Raw genomic sequence first — 17576 nt, 5'->3', positions numbered from 1 at the left:
TGCCAAGACGTCCGGGCCTCGTGGAGTGGGCCGGTGGACGCGACGCCCCGTGCGCTCGTGTGCTGCCCCCTGCCCTCCGCAAGGCCCCCGTGCCGAGCGAGGGAGAGCCCCCACGTGACCATCGCGCCAGTCGACCCGGCTTCAGTGACGCAGGCGGAGACCGACGGTCCCGGTACCGCGCTGCTGCGGACCCTGACCGAGCTGACCGCCGACCTCCCCGACGCCGACCCCGGACGGGTCGCCGCCGCCGCGCTGCGCGGCCGGTCCGCCCGGGCCGACGAGTCGGAGCTGCGCGAGCTGGCGACCGAGGCGGCCGCGGGGCTGATCTCCGAGGACCCCGCCTACTCCCGGCTCGCCGCCCGGCTGCTGACGATCAGCATCGCCGCCGAGGCCGCCTCGCAGGGCGTCACGACCTTCACCGGGTCGGTCGCGGTCGGCCACCGTGAGGGCCTGGTCGCGGACCGCACGGCGGAGTTCGTCCGGGTGCACGCCTCGCGGCTCGACGCCTTGATCGACGTGCACGCCGACGACCGCTTCGGCTACTTCGGCCTGCGCACCCTGCACAGCCGCTACCTCCTGCGGCACCCGATCACGCGTCAGGTCATCGAGACCCCCCAGCACTTCATGCTCCGGGTGGCGTCCGGCCTCGCCGAGGACGACACCGCCAGGGCCCTGGACGAAGTCGCCGCGCTCTACCGGCTCATGAGCCGCCTCGACTACCTCCCCTCCTCCCCCACGCTCTTCAACTCCGGCACCCGGCACCCCCAGATGTCGTCCTGCTACCTCCTCGACTCCCCGCTGGACGAGCTGGACTCCATCTACGACCGCTACCACCAGGTCGCCCGTCTCTCGAAGCACGCCGGCGGCATCGGACTGTCGTACTCCCGTATCCGCAGCCGCGGTTCGCTGATCCGCGGCACCAACGGGCACTCCAACGGCATCGTCCCGTTCCTGAAGACGCTCGACGCCTCGGTCGCCGCGGTGAACCAGGGTGGCCGGCGCAAGGGTGCGGCCGCGGTCTACCTGGAGACCTGGCACTCCGACATCGAGGAGTTCCTGGAACTGCGGGACAACACCGGTGAGGACGCCCGGCGTACGCACAACCTGAACCTCGCGCACTGGATCCCGGACGAGTTCATGCGCCGGGTGAACGCCGACGGCCAGTGGTCCCTGTTCTCCCCCGCCGACGTGCCCGAGCTGGTCGACCTGTGGGGCGCGGAGTTCGACGCCGCGTACCGCGAGGCGGAGACGAAGGGCATCGCCAAGAAGACCATCCCGGCGCGTGACCTGTACGGCCGCATGATGCGCACCCTCGCGCAGACCGGCAACGGCTGGATGACCTTCAAGGACGCCGCCAACCGCACCGCCAACCAGACGGCCGAGGCGGGCAGCGTCGTCCACTCGTCCAACCTCTGCACGGAGATCCTGGAGGTGACCGACGACGGGGAGACGGCGGTCTGCAACCTGGGGTCCGTCAACCTCGGCGCGTTCGTTGTCGGCGACGACATCGACTGGGAGCGGCTGGACGAGACCGTCCGCACCGCCGTCACCTTCCTCGACCGGGTCGTCGACATCAACTTCTACCCGACCGAGCAGGCGGGCCGTTCCAACGCCCGCTGGCGGCCGGTGGGCCTGGGTGCGATGGGCCTCCAGGACGTCTTCTTCAAGCTGCGGCTGCCCTTCGACTCCCCGCAGGCCAAGGCGCTCTCCACCCGGATCGCCGAGCGCATCATGCTCGCCGCGTACGAGGCCTCCGCCGACCTGGCCGAGCGCAACGGCCCGCTGCCGGCGTGGGAGAAGACCCGTACCGCGAAGGGTGTCCTGCACCCCGACCACTACGACGTGGAGCTCACCTGGCCGGAGCGCTGGGCCGCACTGCGGGAGCGTATCGCCGCGGTCGGTATGCGCAACTCGCTCCTGCTGGCGATCGCCCCCACGGCCACCATCGCGTCCATCGCGGGCGTGTACGAGTGCATCGAGCCGCAGGTCTCGAACCTCTTCAAGCGCGAGACGCTGTCCGGCGAGTTCCTCCAGGTCAACTCCTACCTGGTCGCCGAGTTGAAGCAGCTCGGCGTCTGGGACGCGCAGACCCGGGAGGCGCTGCGCGAGTCCAACGGCTCGGTACAGGGCTTCACCTGGGTGCCGCAGGACGTCCGCGACCTGTACCGCACGGCGTGGGAGATCCCGCAGCGCGGCCTGATCGACATGGCCGCGGACCGGACCCCGTTCCTCGACCAGTCGCAGTCCCTGAACCTGTTCCTGGAGACGCCCACCATCGGCAAGCTCTCCTCGATGTACGCGTACGCCTGGAAGCAGGGTCTGAAGACGACGTACTACCTGCGCTCGCGCCCGGCGACGAGGATCGCCCGCGCGGCCCAGGCGCAGGCTCAGCCCGAGAAGAGCATCCCCGTCCAGCAGGTGACCTCCGAAGAGGCCCTCGCCTGCTCCCTTGAGAACCCCGAGTCCTGCGAGGCCTGCCAGTAATGCCCAGCAACCAGAACCTGCTCGACCCCGGCTTCGAGCTGACTCTGCGCCCCATGCGCTACCCGGACTTCTACGAGCGCTACCGGGACGCCATCAAGAACACCTGGACCGTCGAGGAGGTCGACCTCCACTCGGACGTCGCCGACCTGGCGAAGCTGTCCGAGGGCGAACAGCACATGATCGGCCGCCTGGTGGCCTTCTTCGCAACGGGCGACTCGATCGTCGCGAACAACCTGGTTCTGACCCTCTACAAGCACATCAACTCCCCGGAGGCGCGCCTGTACCTGTCGCGCCAGCTCTTCGAGGAGGCCGTGCACGTCCAGTTCTATCTGACCCTCCTGGACACCTACCTCCCCGACCCGGAGGACCGTGCGGCCGCCTTCGACGCGGTGGAGAACATCCCCTCCATCCGCGAGAAGGCCGAGTTCTGCTTCAAGTGGATCAACGAGGTCGAGAAGCTGGAGAGCCTGCAGACGCAGGCCGACCGCCGCCGCTTCCTCCTCAACCTGATCTGCTTCGCCGCGTGCATCGAGGGCCTGTTCTTCTACGGCGCCTTCGCCTACGTCTACTGGTTCCGCAGCCGGGGCCTGCTGCACGGCCTCGCCACCGGCACCAACTGGGTGTTCCGGGACGAGACCATGCACATGTCCTTCGCGTTCGAGGTCGTCGACACCGTCCGCAAGGAGGAGCCGGAGCTCTTCGACGACCAGCTCAGGGAGCAGGTCGTCGACATGCTGAAGGAGGCCGTCGAGGCCGAGCTCCAGTTCGGGCGCGACCTGTGCGGTGACGGCCTGCCGGGCATGAACACCGAGTCGATGCGCCAGTACCTCGAGTGCGTCGCCGACCAGCGCCTCACCCGCCTCGGCTTCGCCCCGATCTACGGCTCCGAGAACCCCTTCTCCTTCATGGAGCTGCAGGGCGTCCAGGAGCTGACCAACTTCTTCGAGCGGCGGCCGTCCGCGTACCAGGTCGCCGTGGAGGGCACGGTCGATCTGGACGAGGACTTCTGACCGAGGATCGTGGATCCCTCCTCGCCGCTGTTACGTCACAACGGTGAGGAGGGATTCTTCATGCGCCGTATCGCGACTCTCGCCGTCACAGCCCTGCTGCTGGCCGGGTGCGGAACCCAGACCGGCGGCGACCGAGGTGACAGCGGTGACTCCGTGTCGCCGTCGCCGTCGTCTTCCGGCTGTACGGCCGTACCGGAACTGCACGCCGCCGACAGTGGCCGCACGGTCTGTCTGGCGGTGGGCGGCACGGTCCGGGTCGCCCTGGACGGGGCGAAGAACCGGCCGTGGACACCGGTCACCGCCGAGGGCAGCGGGCTGGAAGCCGCCAACAGCGGCATCGTGCTGCTGCCGGGTGATGCGAACGCCGCGTTCGAGGCGGTCTCGGCGGGCACGGTCCGGCTCGGTTCGTCCCGCCCGCTGTGCGCCGCCGAGACCGGCAAGGTGTCCTGCAAGGGCATTCAGGACTGGTCGGTCACCGTCGTGATCACTTGAGCGTGACCGCGTCCCCCATCGACACCACACGTGCGGTCGTCGTCGTGCCGGGGAAGTACCAGCGCCAGCTGCCTGCCGAGGTGACGGTGACCTTGGTGGTCAGCTTTCCGGCATCGCCCGTCTTCACGGTCTTGACGGTGCTGTAGTGGGCGGCGCCGGCCGGGCGGTACTGGAGCTTGACCTCCTGGCCGGTGAAGCCGTGGTACTTGAGGTCCTCCCAGTTGGCCCGGGAGAGCTTGCCGTTGATGGTGAGCCTGGCACCCTTGGCGACCGGCTCGGGGGTGGCGTCGGTCGTGAGCTTCGAGGCGCGCTTGACCTTGTACTGGGCGATGTCGTCCGAGATCCAGTAGTCGCCGTCGTTCGCCTTGACGGTGGCGTCGACCCGCCAGACGCCGGCGACCTTATTGCTGTCGATGTCGTCGCTGTCGGCGATCCAGCCGGGATCGATCGTGACCGTGCCCGTGCAGACCGACGTCGTCGAGCTCTTCTTCACGCAGGACGAGTCGCCGTCCCAGGTCGCGAAGCCGTACCCGTTGATCTTGTTGAACGTGAAGAGATCCGTGATCTTCTTGACGCCCGAGTTGTCCTTGATGGTGATCGCGACCGGGTACTTGACGGTCTTCGCCGTGCCGACGATGACGTTGTTGCCGTTGTTGACGACCGTCTTCGTGACCCGGATGTCGCCCTTCCCCTCGGCGTGCGCCCCGGTGGCCGTGAGCAGTACGAGCGCTGCCGTCCCGCCCGCCACGGCCCATGTTCTGTGTCTCATGATCCTCCCCTGTTGGTGCAGGAGAGGTTAGACGGTGTGAGCGACCCGGCGTGAGGTGCGCCTGTGCTGCTGGGCTTCCTTGATCTGGCGGTCCATGCGTCGGTCGCGGACGATGCCGGTCACGGCGGGGGCGACCAGCAGAACCAGGATGGCGAGAACGATGAGCATTCCGATCAGTCCCTCTGTCTGTGCGGTAGTCATGACACCACTGTCACGCCGGACGCTCCTTACCAACAGTGGCAGGACTGCCGTACAACCTCGATTTACTGCCACTGTCGAGGCATACTGAAAACATGCTGAAAAACGTGGCGGCCGTCCTGCTCGACGGAGTGCACCCCTTCGAACTCGGGGTGATCTGCGAGGTGTTCGGCATCGACCGCAGCGACGAGGGACTGCCGACGTACGACTTCGCGGTCGCCTCGGCGGAGGGCCCCTCGCTCACCACCCATGTCGGCGGCCTCACCGTGGGCACGCCGTACGGCCTCGAGCGACTGGAGGAGGCCGACCTGATCGCGGTACCCGCGGGGGCGGACTATGTCGTGCGCGACTATCCGCCCGAGCTGCTCGACGCACTCAGAAGGGCCGTCGACCGGGGCGCCCGGGTGCTCAGCGTCTGCTCAGGCGTCTTCGTGCTCGGCGCCGCCGGACTCCTCGACGGGCGGCGCTGCAGTGTGCACTGGCGGCAGGCGGACGAGCTCGCCGTACGCAACCCGCGGGCGGTCATCGAACCCGATGTCCTGTACGTCGACGAGGACCCGGTGATCACCTCCGCCGGCACCGCCGCCGGCATCGACGCCTGTCTGCACATCGTGCGCAAGGAGCAGGGACCCGAGGTCGCCAACAAGATCGCCCGGCGCATGGTCGTACCGCCGCACCGGGACGGCGGACAGGCGCAGTACATCGAACGGCCCCTGCCCAAGAACTCGTGCGACACCGTCGGCGAGGTGCTGGTGTGGATGGAGCACCACCTCGACGAGGACGTCACCGTCGAGCAGCTCGCCGACCGCGCCCACATGTCCCCGCGCACCTTCGCCCGCCGCTTCCAGCAGGAGACGGGCACCACCCCCTACCGCTGGATCCTGCGCCAGCGCGTGCTGCTGGCCCAGCGGCTGCTGGAGGGGACCGACGAGACGGTGGACGCGGTCGCGGGTCGGACGGGTTTCGGCACCGCGGCCGCACTGCGCCACCAGTTCGTACGGGCACTGGGGACCACCCCGAACGCCTACCGAAGGGCGTTCAGGGGGCCGGAAGCGGCCTGATCGGTCACCTCGCGACGGGCCGCAGCAGCAGCTTGTGCGGGCGGAGCGTGATGCCCACCCGCGTCCCGTCGTCGGAGCCCGACACCTGCTCGAAGCGGTACTTCGTCGCGACCGCCGCCGTGATCAGCGACAGCTGCGCCATCGAGAAGTGGTCGCTGGGGCACTTGCGGTTGCCCACGCTGAACGGGCTCATGGCGTATTTCGGCACCTCCTTGACCCGCTCGGGAAGCCAGCGGTCGGGGTCGAACTCCAGGTTGCCCTTGTACGACTTCGCATCGCGCTGGATCGCGTACGGGCTGTACACGATGTCGGCACCGGCCGGAATGCGATACCCACCGAGTTCCGTGTCGGCGACCGCCCGGCGCGTCAATATCCACACGGCGGGGCGCAAACGCATGGCCTCGACGACGACATTGTTCGTGTGGGTCAGCGCCCGGACATCCTCGAATGCGACAGGACGGCCGCCCGTTACGGATTGAACCTCCTCACGCACCCTGTCCGCGTGTTCCGGATATTCCGCGAGCACTTGGAGCAGCCACATGATCGTGGAGGCCACTGTTTCGCTGCCCGGGGTGAGTATGGCGACCACCTGGTCGTGGATCTCCTGTTCCCCGATGGGGTCGCCATTGTCGTCCTTCGCCTCCAGCAATGCCGTCAGCAAATCGTCCGGCTTTTGACCAGATGCGCGGCGCTCGGCGACGATCTCGTCGACCAGCAGATGCAAATCGGCCAGGGCCGCGTTGAATTTGCGGTTGGGTGGCAGGGGGAGGTTGTACAGCGGTCCGAGCGGGACGACCATCCGCCGGTACATACCGCGGAAGACGGTGGCGAGCGCCACGCACAGCCGCTCGGCCCGCTCGTCCATGAAGTCGCCGCGCAGCAGACAGCGGGCCGCGATGCGCACCGCCACCCGGAAGGACTCGGAGGTGCAGTCGATGGTCTCCCCGGGCTGCCAGCGCGTCGTCAGCGCGTGCGCCTCCTCCTCCATGATCGCCCCGTATCCGGGAATCGCGTCCAGCCGGAAGGCGGGCTGGATCGTGCGTCGCTGCCGCCGGTGCCGCGGACCGTTGGCGGTGGCCACGCCCTCCTTGCCGAGCAGCCCCTCCAGGGACTGCCACAGCGGCCCGTCGATGACGTAGTCGGGGTTGAGTGCCATGGCCCCGGTGAGGGCCGGCGTGGTGACGGCGTACACCGTCTTGGGGCCGAGCTTGAGCCGTACGACGTCGCCGTGGTCACGCAGCTGGGACATGAAGGCCAGCGGATCCCTCAGCAGCTTCAGCCCGTGCCCGAGGACCGGAACGGCCCCTCCCGCGAGGACCGGCTCACGCTGCCCGGGCCCCGGTGTCACCGGGGCTTCGGGCTTCACAGACTCGACGGTCATTTCTCACCTGCCGCTTCGTTGTTGACGTACGGGGGTGTGGACCGGTCGTCCCAGCTGTCGACCATGTAGCGGCCGGACTCGTGGTGGAACCAGTAGACGGTGCTGAACCAGTTGCGCATATTGCCGACACAGGCCCGCACGGTGGCGCTCAGGTCTTTTCCGCGCAGGGTTCCGTCGTCGAGCGACACGGCGAGCCGCAGGGCCGATTTCTCGGCGACAAGGAATTCACTGATGCATTCCTCGACCCGTCGGCGGACTTCCCTTATGGCCTCCTCGAGCGTCAGCCCCTCGTGTTTGATGAGGCTGATCCCGAGATTGTGGACCTCGTCGCCCGCTATTTCCTTCGGCAGTGAACAGAGGTCGTTGTACCAGGCGGCGAATTCCTGGCTCAGGAGTGCCGCCCGCCGATATGCCGGGTGTTTCCGTACCCGGTCCGGGAGTTCCCGGCCCGCGCTCGGCTCCAGCAGATCGGTCCAGATCCAGTGCGCGAAAGTGAGGCGCCGGAGCGCGAGGTATTCCTCGACGGTCGGCACGACACCTTCGGTGCGGTTGCGGAATTCCCGGTTGTACGCCTCGATCACCGAGTGGAAGTGCCGGGCGAACCGCGCGTTCCATGTGCCGGGCAGGAACGCGTACAGCCGCACCATGGTGTCGGCGAACGCCGCGACCAGGGGATCCTCGTGGTGCAGGTGCTCCTGGGGGGAGTCGAGTGCCGCGTGCAGCCGGTACCTGAGCTGCCGCCAGGCCTCGCGCCGGTGGTGGACGATGTCGCGGTCGTGCCGATCGTCCCAGACGAAGAACCACGCGCTGTAGTCCGCTATCGCCTGGAGGACCTCGTCGGAAGCGCCCAGGTAGTAGCCCGCCATGAGGTCCGTGTAGCAAAGACCGTCGGCATATTCCTCCACCTTGTCCGCCGGCATGAGCCGCTTTTCCAGCAGCCAGGTGCGTGTCTTCTCCTGGAGCTGGGGCCAATACGAGTGGAGTTGCCGGGGAAACGCCGCCTCGATCACCGGGAGAGAGAGCGACGGTGGGACCGCGATCGCTGTCGGTGTCGATGTGGTGCCGTGTGAGAAAGCATGCACGAACTAACCCCTCTCAGCCGCCAGTTGCGCACGCCCCTCCCGCAGTGCCGGGCGTGCGCCGTTGCGTATCCCCGCACTTCCCATTCAGCACCACAACTGACCGATCTGGGAACGGATTTACACCATTCACTACCCCACGGTGCCGAGAATCTCCCCTTGTGTGACTGAATCTGGATCACTAGGGGAGCACATACGATCGAACGTGCGACGGACAGACGAACGGCGCCTGGTCAGAGAGGGGAAGCTGAACAGACGCCGTGCGCAAGGGACTTGTGTGATCCAGAGAGGTCTCAGTCGTTGGCGACCACGGCGTAGCGGGGCTCGTTCTCGGCCATCTGCCGCAGCGCGTCCTTGCGTTCACGCTTGGAGAGCCGGTCGATGTAGAGGTATCCGTAAAGGTGATCGGTCTCGTGCTGCAAACACCGAGCGAAGTACCCGGTGCCGCGGACCTTGATCGGGTTGCCCTTCTCGTCCTGCCCGGCCAGCTCGGCGTAGTCGGGGCGGGCGAGCGGCGCGTACGCGGTCGGCACGGACAGGCAGCCCTCATTGCTGTCGTCCAGGACGCGCCGGTCGGCGGGCAGGTCGACGAGCTTGGGGTTGCAGACCACGCCGACGTGCCGCTTGCCCTCGTCGTCCATGCAGTCGTACACGAAGACCTTCAGGTCGACGCCGATCTGGTTGGCGGCCAGGCCCACGCCCTCGGCGGTGCGCTGTGAGGCGAACATGTCCGCCACCAGCTGGTCCAGCTCCGCGCCGAACTCGGTGACGTCCCTGCACTCCTTGTGCAGCACCGGGTTCCCGACGACGGTGATGGGCCGCGAGGTCCCACGCTCCCGCCAGCCGTTCTCCCGCTCCTCGGTCTCCTCGGTGTCGATGACGAAGCCCTCGTCGTCCACGGGGAGCACGCCCGCGTGCTGCTGATCGGTGTCCTGCTGCGCCATGACCGACGTATGCCTTCCTGAAACCATGGGAATTCTGCGAATACAGGGTAAGGGGAGCGCGCCCTGAAGGGGCGCGGGGCTGTGCCCGATATGCGGCTCCGCCGCGATGGGGGTCCCTCCCGCTCGAGCGAAGTCGAGAGTGGGGGAGCGACCAGCCACGACGGACCCGCAGCCGAAATCCGTCAGCACACCTCTTCAAGATCACGCCAGTTCCGCGAATCCGGACTGTCGGCAACCCACCCGTCCAACAGCCCCCGCACCAGCGCGGCCGGCGCCGCAACACCACACTCCCGCTCCGGCACCCACAGCTGCCCGTCCGTCCGATGCCCCAGCGGCCCCGGATGCCCCGGCTCACTGTGGTCATGCGGATCGAGATGCTCCCCGTCGCCCTCGTCGGACGGCATCTGCGACTCGGAACACATCCGGCACAGCAGCCGAACGGACGACGACCAGTCCTCCGCGGCGAACCCCGCGTCGGAGGCGAGCTGCTCCAGGGCGTCCCGGTCGGCCTCCGTCGCGGCCTCCAGCAGCACCACCCACGTCGGCACCGGCGACGGCGCCCACAGCTCGATCTCGTCGAACACGGGGTACGAGTGCCCGGCAGCAGTGGTCCGCTCGCCGTGCGGCACCCCGTCGTGGAGCACGACCTCACCCCAGCGCCGCCCGGACGACGGCAACGGGATCGACAGCACCTCGATGCGGGCCGGATCCAGCCGCCGGCCCCACACCACCTCGGCCTCCCCCTCCGGGGACAGCCGTACGGCGGCGCTGCCGAGGTCCATGCGGACCGGCTCGCCGGGGTCCGCGGCCCCGCCCGGCACCCGCAGCCCGTAGGCCTGCCAGGCCCGCCGGGCCAGCGGCCAGTCCTGGAGCGCGGTGGCCGCGATGCCGACGTTCCACCAGTCGGGTGCGCCCGTCTCCCGGTCGAGCAGCGCGACGGCCCTGAGGCCCGCGGCCCGCGCCTGCTCCCAGTCGTGCCGGAACTTGTGCAGCAGGGCGAGGTTGAACCAGGACTCGGACAGCCAGGGCTCCAGGTCGGCGGCCCGCGTCAGCAGCGCGCCCGCGTCCTCGTACCGACCGTCGCCGATCAGCGTGAACGCGCGGTCTGTGGCCTGCCGCCAGGAGGCGGAGGGCCGGTGCCGTCCCTTGCCGAAGATCCTCACGATTCCCGCCTGCCAGTTCCGTTCAGTGGGCTGGCCATCGCCCCCGGACACCCTCTTCTTCGCATCCAACCATGCGCGGCTGGAAGGGCGCTCATTACCCATGGGTTACCCAACCGAGGGCAGGGTAAGACAGTCCCTGGCCAGCACCCGGGCCAGCGCCTCCACGACCTCGGGCGCGTAGTCCCCCGCGGTGGCGAGCCGCAGCTCCTCCAGCGCGGTGAGGGGCCCGCCGGGCCCGGCGTCCCGAGCCTTCTCCTCGTAGGCGTTCACCGCCCGCACGATTCTCGCGGCCACCGGCTGCTGCCGATAGGGGTCGGCCTGCCGCTCCACGACCACGGCGACCGTGCCGTCCACCCCCGTCTGCCGCACGACGGCCCCGCCGAGCAGGGCGATCCGCCGCTGCTCCTCGGTGGGCAGCCCCGCGGTGGCCCCCGCCGGGACCGGGTCGATCAGGCTCAGCTGTCCGATGTCGTGCATGAGGGCGGCGTACTCCAGGACGGTGAGATCGGGTCCGGTCAGCCCCAGGTCCCGCCCCACGGCCTTGCTGAGCTCGGCGACGCGCCGGGCATGCCCCGTGGGGGTATAGCCGGCGATCTCGGTGGCCCGGGCGAGGGAGGCGATGGTCTGCCGGTAGGTGGTCCGTACGGCGGCGTACCGCCGGAAGGCCAGCTGGGTGAGGAGGAGGGGCAGGGAGAAGACGGGCAGCGCCCACAGTCCGACGACGGCGACCGCGAGGGCCATCACCGCGCCGGTCGCGCAGACGGCGGACCCGATGCCGAGCAGGGCCCGCAGTTCGTGCCTCAGCAGCGGGGCGAAGGGCCAGCGGGTACGGGAGTGCGCGAGCGCGGCGGCGAGCACGGCGTCGCAGAGTGCGGTCAGGGCGAGGAGCGCGATCAGCACGAGGGCGTACGCCGGTCCGCCCCAGGCGTCGAAGACGCCCCGGTTGTAGAGGGGCTGGAAGCAGACGGCGCAGAACGCGGTGCTGAGCAGGCGTCGCGAGAGATGGTCGACCATCGGACCCTGCCCGCGCGCGATGTGCGGCACGCTGCCGAGGAGCGCGGCGGCGAGCACGACGGTGACCACCTGGAGGACCCCGTGTGTGGTCGGCCGCCCGGCATCCGCCCCGAGCAGCGCGTACGCCAGCGCCCCGGCGGCCCCGAGCGGCGCGGCCTCCCGGACCCGGGCACCGGTCCACCGCGCGAGCTCACCGCCGGTGATCAGCACCCCGAAGGCCAACGCGACCCCGCGCTCCTCGAGCCCCGTCCAGAGGATGACCCCGAGCGACACGAGAGCGAGAACCCCCGCCGAACCATGCACAAGCAGCCGAGGCCACCTCATCGGTGTGCTCCGGGGCGGCTGGAGACCGGGCGGCGGGGGCGCGGTGGGCGTTCCTCGTCCGCGGTCACCGCGGGGTGCCAGCCGTGTCTGGCCAGCGCACGCACCAGCGCCGTGACCATCCGCGGGTCGAACTGCGACCCCGCGCACCGCTCCAGCTCCTCCAGCGCGGTGGCGACAGGCCGCGCCCGGCGATACGAGCGCGTCGACGTCATGGCATCGAAGGCGTCGGCGACCGCCACCACCCGCGCGGACTCGGGGATCTGGCTCCCCACCAGCCCGTACGGATACCCGCTCCCGTCCAGCCGCTCGTGGTGATGCAGTACGGCCGCCCGCGCCTCCCCCAGAAACGAGATCCCCCGCACCATCTCGTGCCCGTACTCGGGATGCAGCTCGATGACGCGCCGCTCCTCCGGGGTCAGCGGCCCGTCCTTGCGCAGCAGCCGCGTCGGCACGCCCAGCTTGCCGACGTCGTGGAGGATCCCGGCGAACCGGAGCACCTCGATGCGGCCCGCGTTCATGCCGAGCTCACGGGCGATCATCATCGAGGCCTGGCCGACGCGCTCGCTGTGCCCGCGGGTGTACTCGTCCTTGATGTCGACGGCCTGCACGAGTGCGCGGATGGTGGCCTGATGGGCGGCCTGTTCCCGGTGGTACTGGGCGAAGGCCCACCAGGACACACACATCGGCAGCAGCACGAGGAGCGCGGCGACGGGCCCGTACGGGCTGCGCCACAGCACGGCCATCATCAGTCCCGCGAGCCCGTGCACGGCGATCGGCGCGAGGGAACGTACGAACAGACCGCGCCAGGCCAGTCGTACCGGCACCCGCTCGGCGAGCGCCAGGATGCCCCCGTCCAGAACGGTCAACACCAGACAGAAGGCGATGACGGCCGCCCCGGCCGGGACGAGCACATAGGGAAAGTCGGGGGTCACGACGGCGTCCCTGCCGCCCAGCGCCCAGTGCACCCGGGACGCCGTCCAGACGGCGACGGCGAGTTGGGCGGCCCGCCAGATCCGGCGGATCGCGCGCGGCCGCTGCGCGACCGGGGAGAGCAGCGCCCCCGGCAGCGCGACGAGCGCGGCGGCAGGGGGCGGCAGCAGGAAGGCCCCGGCGAGCAGCACCGGATAGAAGGTGCCGGAGAACCGCTCGCCCCCGGCGTAGAGGGCGGCGAGCAGGGCCACCGCCCACCAGGGGGCGGTCACCGCCGGCAGCGCGTGCACGCAGTACAGGGCACCGAGGGCGACACCGACCACGTACACGCGTGCCCGTGCCGCTGTCCCCTCCATGACGCCCCTTTGAGATCTCCCGAGCCGGCTCAGCTTCGGAGCCTAGGAGGGCAAGAGGGGGTTCCGCGGGCCGATTACCCGCGGATTAGCACGTTCGAGTGACGACAGCCCGTTCCCAGAAGGGAGTTCAGGCTTCCTGGGCCGGGGCCGCGGTGATGTCGTGCTCGGGCACCGCCTGCCCGGAGCGGATCAGGTCGAGCCGCCCCAGGACCTTGGAGCGCAGGTCGGTGGGGACGTCGTCATGACCGCAGCACCGCTTGACCAGCTTCTTCACGGCCTCTTCCAGGCCGTACTTCTCCAGGCACGGCGAGCACTCCGTGAAGTGCTGCTTGAACTTGTCGCGGTCGACGTCCGGCATCTCACTGTCGAGGAACTCGTAGAGATGATCGAGTACCTCACTGCAGTCCGTCTCGTGCGGCTCTCCGCAGCTCATGAGCCCGAACCTTTCGCTTCGTTCGACTCTCCGGCGCCGGCCGGGACCAGCCCGCGCTCACGGGCGTAGTCCTCGAGCATGCCGCGCAGTTGGCGACGGCCCCGGTGCAGCCGGGACATCACCGTACCGATGGGTGTCCCCATGATGTCCGCGATCTCCTTGTACGCAAAGCCCTCAACGTCCGCCAGATAGACGGCGATGCGGAATTCCTCGGGGATCGCCTGGAGCGCTGCCTTCACGTCCGAGTCGGGCAGGTGGTCGAGCGCCTGCGACTCGGCGGAGCGCAGACCGGTCGACATGTGCGACTCGGCACGTGCGAGCTGCCAGTCCTCGATCTCCTCGGCCGCGGAGCGCTGGGGTTCACGCTGCTTCTTGCGGTACGAGTTGATGAAGGTGTTGGTCAGGATCCGGTACAGCCAGGCCTTCAGGTTGGTGCCCTCGCGGAACTGGTGGAAGGACGCGTACGCCTTGGCGTACGTCTCCTGCACCAGGTCCTCGGCGTCGGCCGGGTTGCGCGTCATGCGCAGGGCGGCCGAGTACATCTGGTCGAGGAATTCGAGCGCGTCCCGCTCGAAGCGCGCGCTGCGCTCCGAGGTGGTCTCCGTGCTCGTGCCCTGGCCCTCGGGCTGCTCCGCCTGGCCGTGTTCGGTCCCTGCGTCGGTACCGGGAACCGGACCCACCTCCTCAAGATTGCGGGCAGGACCGAAACCGATCCCACCAGAATCGGAGGATAGAACACGATCCGGTCCGCCCGCCGCCCGAATAGGGCCGGTCTTGGCCGCGTGCAGCACCGTCCAGTCCAGGTCAGCGCGGCTGCTGCGGCTCGGGCAGAAGGTCGAACCCATGCGGCGGACTTCCTCTCTACGACGGTCGGTGCTGGTTCTTCAGCACTTCTGTCCGCCACAACAGAGCTCCGGGGCTCAACATTCCCGGGCCTTTACCCGAGTGACCCGGCCCACTTCACCACCGCGCCGGTGATGAGCGTCACGGCCTGCTCCTGAGTGAGATCCGCCTTCTTCGGCACCGCGAATCCATGATCGCCGTACGCCACCTCGACCAGCTCATAAGCGCCGTCCGGAAACTCCTCCGGCTTCCCGAAGGGGTCGTTCCCGCCCTGTACGACCAGCGTGGGCACCCCGGACCCCAGCAGCTCGTCGGCCCGGGACTTCTCGGGCTTGCCGGGCGGATGCAGCGGGAAACTGAGGGCGAGCACGGCGGTGGCGCCCAGCTCGACGGCGGTACGGCAGGCCACGCGGGCCCCGGCACTGCGCCCGCCCGAGATGACGGGCAGCCCCGGCTCGGCCACGGCGGGCCAGATCCCCCGCCATCCCACGTCGAGGGTCTTCGGCGGAGACGCCACCTTCTTGCCCGCCACCCGCCAGGGCTGCTCGACGAGGGCCACGGTCACACCGTGTCCAGGGAGGGTCTGTGCGAGGGCCTGCAGATCCCGCGCATCGATACCGCCGCCGGCCCCATGGCTGACGGCGAGGACGAGGCGTGCCTTCTTCGCGGGGTGCCAGGTGATGCGGGCGTCGCCGGCATCCGTACCGATGATCTCGGTCGTCATATTCGTCACCTGGCGAGGATGCCCCACGTCGGCACGAGTCCAGGCGGATGCCCCCGACAGAGGAACCTCAGGAACACACGCGCGACTGATCACCGGTTGGGGTGATCACGCCAAAAAGGCAGCGCAGGCGTACGGGAGTCGCACATACGGTCACCTGGTGGAAGGAAGTCGGACCACTGGGCAGGAGGTGATGGCATGGCAGTAGTGCACGGGGCTGAGAAAGCTCGGTACACGTATCGCCTTCGGATGTCATCCGGCGCCCATACAGCTCTGCTGGCGGAGTGGGACCGGTGCAGGTGGATCTGGAACGAGTGCGTGGCCCGCTCGAAGAAGGCCCATCGGGACCGAGAACCCTGCGGTCCGGCGCGACTGGACCGGATGCTCACCCAGGCCCGAACCGTCACGCCCTGGCTGGCCGAGGGTTCCTCGGTGCCCCAGCAGCAACTCATCCGAGATTTCGGGAAGTCCCGCGCCAAGGCTTTGAAGGACATCAAGGACCGGCTGCCTGTCAGGCAGCGGGCCGGCCTACCTGGCCACAAGAAGAAGCGCGACGCCACTCCGACGCTGAACTACACACAGCGGGGCTTCCGACTCAAGGGCGGACGGCTCCATCTGGCGGGTGGGGTCGTCGTCTCCGTGGCGTGGTCGCGGGAACTGCCCGCCGAGCCCTCGAGTGTGCGGGTGTACCAGAACAACGTCGGTCATTGGTACGCCTCGTTCGTCGTCCCAGCCGCAGTCCAGCCGTTGCCTCCCACTGGACGGGTGCTCGGCATCGACTGGGGCGTGAAGGAGATCGCGACCACGACCAGCGACGGCCACGACCTCCCACACCCCGACCACGGCAGGAAGGCCCGGCAGCAGTTGTCCCGGTACGACCGGATGATGGCCCGCCGCAAACCCAAGAAGGGCCAAGCCGCCTCAAAGGGCTACCGGGAGGCGAAACGGGTGGCGGGCGAAGACGTACCAGAAGATCGCCCGGCAGCGGCAGGACCATGCTCGTAAGTGGGCCAAGAAGGTCGTACAGCATCACGACGTGATCGCGGTGGAGGACTTCAGGCCGAAGTTCCTCGCGAAGTCGCCGATGGCACGGAAGGCGCCTGACGCGGCAATCGGCGCGGCCAAAAGGGCCTTGCTGGAGATGGGTCGCAAGCACGCGCGGGACGTCCGCCTGGTACACCCCGCGCACACCACCATGGACTGCGGCAGGTGCGGAGCGAGAGCCAAGCACGCCCTGCCGTTGTCGGAACGCACCTACACCTGCACCGCGTGCGGGCTCGTGTCCCCCAGGGACAAGAACTCCGCACACGTGATGCTCGTCCGGGCTGGTCTGGTCCCGGCTGGTGACGAGGGCGTAAGACCTCCTGGAGCGCCGCTCCAGGAGGCCGCCTGAGCCAGGAATCCCTATTCCCGCGAGGGAGGGGAGCAGTCAAGTCAGAAGAGTGTGCCCTCTTCGGGCCCCTCCAGCTCGGTCAGCAGCTCCGGTCCGTTGTTGCGGACGTTGCTGACGGCCGTGGAGACCGGGTAGGCGCGCATCAGCCCTGCCGGGGGCGGCTCCAGGAGGGAGCGGAGGTCCTCGACGTCGGTGCGGGAGGGGTCCAGCCAGGAGTCCCAGCGGTCCGGCGTCAGCATCAGCGGCATCCGGGGGTGGATGTCGGCGAGGGCGTACGGTCCGTCGGCCGGGGCGACCGCGAGCGGGGTGGTCTCCGCCTCGGTGGTGATGACCGAGCAGGTCACCCACCAGGCCTGCGGATGGTCTTCCGGGAGGGTCTTGTCCCGCCAGAACTCGTACAGCCCCGCCATGGCGAAGACGGACCCGTCGGCCGGCAGCACGAAGTACGGCTGCTTGCGCGGGCGCTTCTTCTTGCCCTCGACCTCCAGGTCCCGCTCCGCCTTGGCGGTGACCCACTCGTAGTAGCCGTCGGCGGGGATGATGCAACGGCGGGAGGAGAAGGCCCGCTTGTACGACGGCTTCTCGTGGACGGTCTCGGCGCGGGCGTTGATCATCCGGGCGCCGCCCTCGGGGGTTTTCGACCAGCTCGGCACCAGCCCCCACTTGAGCGTGCGCAGCTGACGAACGGGGCGTGGATCGTCCGCGTCCTTGAGAGGACGGTCGAGGACGGCGTAGACCTCCTTGGTGGGGGCCACGTTGTAGTCGGGGGCCAGTGTCTCCTCGGGCTCCCACTTCTCGATCTCGAAGATTCCTGCGAGATCCCCGGGCCCACGACTCGCCGCATACCGCCCGCACATCTGTAACCACCCCTCCGGCCTCCTGCGCCCCGTCCGCCGGGACATGTCCAAGAGTGGCAGACCACCGCCGTGCCCACGCCGAGTGTGCGAGCGGACAGGAGACGGGCCCGGCGTCCGGTGCCGC

The 17576-nt window shown here is 69.1% G+C and carries 16 protein-coding genes and 1 pseudogene; 5 read left to right on the top strand and 12 right to left on the bottom strand.

The genetic code is table 11. From position 1 onward, the window contains the following. The first annotated feature begins 114 nt into the window (after positions 1–114). From OHU89_RS33135 to OHU89_RS33125, 3 genes are read left to right on the top strand one after another with little or no spacing between them, the layout of a single operon-like run. Entirely contained in the window at positions 115–2484 is a 2370-nt protein-coding gene (locus OHU89_RS33135) for a ribonucleoside-diphosphate reductase subunit alpha (protein ID WP_405648381.1), read from the top strand. Beyond that, complete coding sequence (locus OHU89_RS33130; RefSeq protein WP_365392772.1) at positions 2484–3494, top strand: ribonucleotide-diphosphate reductase subunit beta; 1011 nt, start codon at positions 2484–2486, stop codon at positions 3492–3494. The genes OHU89_RS33135 and OHU89_RS33130 overlap by 1 nt, the downstream gene beginning before the upstream one ends. Positions 3495–3554: 60 nt before the next feature. Next, positions 3555–3986: a hypothetical protein gene (locus tag OHU89_RS33125; protein WP_405648378.1), complete on the top strand. Its 432-nt coding sequence runs from the start codon at positions 3555–3557 to the stop codon at positions 3984–3986. On the opposite strand, the gene OHU89_RS33120 is transcribed toward OHU89_RS33125, so the two are convergent. Together OHU89_RS33120 and OHU89_RS33115 are read right to left on the bottom strand one after the other, a co-directional pair. After that, a complete protein-coding gene (locus tag OHU89_RS33120; protein WP_405648376.1) occupies positions 3979–4755 on the bottom strand; it encodes a hypothetical protein in 777 nt (258 codons plus the stop codon). The two genes, OHU89_RS33125 and OHU89_RS33120, sit on opposite strands and share 8 nt — an antisense overlap. Positions 4756–4782: 27 nt before the next feature. After that, positions 4783–4956, bottom strand: coding sequence for a hypothetical protein (locus tag OHU89_RS33115; protein ID WP_266888222.1), 174 nt, complete (start codon positions 4954–4956; stop codon positions 4783–4785). A 92-nt stretch (positions 4957–5048) separates the two neighbouring features. Here OHU89_RS33115 and OHU89_RS33110 point away from each other — a divergent pair, with 92 nt between their 5' ends. Further along, positions 5049–6014: a helix-turn-helix domain-containing protein gene (locus OHU89_RS33110; RefSeq protein WP_266888224.1), complete on the top strand. Its 966-nt coding sequence runs from the start codon at positions 5049–5051 to the stop codon at positions 6012–6014. 4 nt (positions 6015–6018) lie between these two features. Here OHU89_RS33110 and OHU89_RS33105 read toward each other — a convergent pair whose 3' ends face one another. The 9 genes from OHU89_RS33105 to OHU89_RS33065 form a co-directional block, all read right to left on the bottom strand. Then, positions 6019–7395, bottom strand: coding sequence for a cytochrome P450 (locus OHU89_RS33105; RefSeq protein WP_405648373.1), 1377 nt, complete (start codon positions 7393–7395; stop codon positions 6019–6021). Next, on the bottom strand, positions 7392–8477 hold the full coding sequence (cyc1, locus tag OHU89_RS33100; protein ID WP_405648372.1) for an epi-isozizaene synthase: 1086 nt from the start codon (positions 8475–8477) through the stop codon (positions 7392–7394). The genes OHU89_RS33105 and cyc1 overlap by 4 nt, the downstream gene beginning before the upstream one ends. Positions 8478–8767: 290 nt before the next feature. Further along, complete coding sequence (def, locus tag OHU89_RS33095; RefSeq protein WP_266888230.1) at positions 8768–9418, bottom strand: peptide deformylase; 651 nt, start codon at positions 9416–9418, stop codon at positions 8768–8770. A gap of 182 nt (positions 9419–9600) precedes the next feature. Further along, on the bottom strand, positions 9601–10581 hold the full coding sequence (locus OHU89_RS33090; protein ID WP_405648370.1) for a tetratricopeptide repeat protein: 981 nt from the start codon (positions 10579–10581) through the stop codon (positions 9601–9603). Between the two features lie 105 nt (positions 10582–10686). Continuing rightward, positions 10687–11919 (bottom strand): HD-GYP domain-containing protein, encoded by a 1233-nt coding sequence (locus OHU89_RS33085; RefSeq protein WP_405648368.1) that lies wholly within the window; start codon positions 11917–11919, stop codon positions 10687–10689. Further along, a complete protein-coding gene (locus OHU89_RS33080; protein WP_405648366.1) occupies positions 11916–13205 on the bottom strand; it encodes an HD-GYP domain-containing protein in 1290 nt (429 codons plus the stop codon). Before OHU89_RS33080 ends, OHU89_RS33085 begins: the two co-directional genes overlap by 4 nt. 127 nt (positions 13206–13332) lie before the next feature. After that, entirely contained in the window at positions 13333–13638 is a 306-nt protein-coding gene (rsrA, locus tag OHU89_RS33075; RefSeq protein WP_046260457.1) for a mycothiol system anti-sigma-R factor, read from the bottom strand. Beyond that, positions 13635–14318 (bottom strand): RNA polymerase sigma factor SigR, encoded by a 684-nt coding sequence (sigR, locus tag OHU89_RS33070; protein WP_266888268.1) that lies wholly within the window; start codon positions 14316–14318, stop codon positions 13635–13637. The genes rsrA and sigR overlap by 4 nt, the downstream gene beginning before the upstream one ends. Before the next feature lie 257 nt (positions 14319–14575). Then, complete coding sequence (locus tag OHU89_RS33065) at positions 14576–15205, bottom strand: alpha/beta family hydrolase (RefSeq protein WP_405648364.1); 630 nt, start codon at positions 15203–15205, stop codon at positions 14576–14578. Between the two features lie 195 nt (positions 15206–15400). On the opposite strand from OHU89_RS33065, the pseudogene OHU89_RS33060 reads away from it, so the two are divergent. After that, positions 15401–16595, top strand: a pseudogene (locus OHU89_RS33060) (RNA-guided endonuclease InsQ/TnpB family protein). Between the two features lie 41 nt (positions 16596–16636). Here OHU89_RS33060 and OHU89_RS33055 read toward each other — a convergent pair. Next, positions 16637–17452, bottom strand: a complete 816-nt coding sequence (locus OHU89_RS33055) for an SOS response-associated peptidase (protein ID WP_405648362.1) — start codon at positions 17450–17452, stop codon at positions 16637–16639. Positions 17453–17576: the final 124 nt, after the last annotated feature.

Origin of the sequence: Streptomyces sp. NBC_00019 (assembly GCF_045041015.1) — a bacterium.
Lineage (GTDB): Bacteria > Actinomycetota > Actinomycetes > Streptomycetales > Streptomycetaceae > Streptomyces.
The sequence above is the reverse complement of the archived record's forward strand: the minus strand, read 5'-3'. Positions and strand labels throughout refer to the sequence as shown.

What these genes read in the sequence shown, in the direction of transcription:
- OHU89_RS33130 (WP_365392772.1), top strand. Translation starts at nt 2,484, where the DNA reads ATGCCCAGCAACCAGAACCTGCTCGACCCCGGCTTCGAGCTGACTCTG.
- OHU89_RS33125 (WP_405648378.1), top strand. Translation starts at nt 3,555, where the DNA reads ATGCGCCGTATCGCGACTCTCGCCGTCACAGCCCTGCTGCTGGCCGGG.
- OHU89_RS33120 (WP_405648376.1), bottom strand. Translation starts at nt 4,755, where the DNA reads ATGAGACACAGAACATGGGCCGTGGCGGGCGGGACGGCAGCGCTCGTA.
- OHU89_RS33115 (WP_266888222.1), bottom strand. Translation starts at nt 4,956, where the DNA reads ATGACTACCGCACAGACAGAGGGACTGATCGGAATGCTCATCGTTCTC.
- OHU89_RS33110 (WP_266888224.1), top strand. Translation starts at nt 5,049, where the DNA reads ATGCTGAAAAACGTGGCGGCCGTCCTGCTCGACGGAGTGCACCCCTTC.
- OHU89_RS33105 (WP_405648373.1), bottom strand. Translation starts at nt 7,395, where the DNA reads ATGACCGTCGAGTCTGTGAAGCCCGAAGCCCCGGTGACACCGGGGCCC.
- def (WP_266888230.1), bottom strand. Translation starts at nt 9,418, where the DNA reads ATGGCGCAGCAGGACACCGATCAGCAGCACGCGGGCGTGCTCCCCGTG.
- OHU89_RS33085 (WP_405648368.1), bottom strand. Translation starts at nt 11,919, where the DNA reads ATGAGGTGGCCTCGGCTGCTTGTGCATGGTTCGGCGGGGGTTCTCGCT.
- OHU89_RS33080 (WP_405648366.1), bottom strand. Translation starts at nt 13,205, where the DNA reads ATGGAGGGGACAGCGGCACGGGCACGCGTGTACGTGGTCGGTGTCGCC.
- rsrA (WP_046260457.1), bottom strand. Translation starts at nt 13,638, where the DNA reads ATGAGCTGCGGAGAGCCGCACGAGACGGACTGCAGTGAGGTACTCGAT.
- OHU89_RS33065 (WP_405648364.1), bottom strand. Translation starts at nt 15,205, where the DNA reads ATGACGACCGAGATCATCGGTACGGATGCCGGCGACGCCCGCATCACC.
- OHU89_RS33055 (WP_405648362.1), bottom strand. Translation starts at nt 17,452, where the DNA reads ATGTGCGGGCGGTATGCGGCGAGTCGTGGGCCCGGGGATCTCGCAGGA.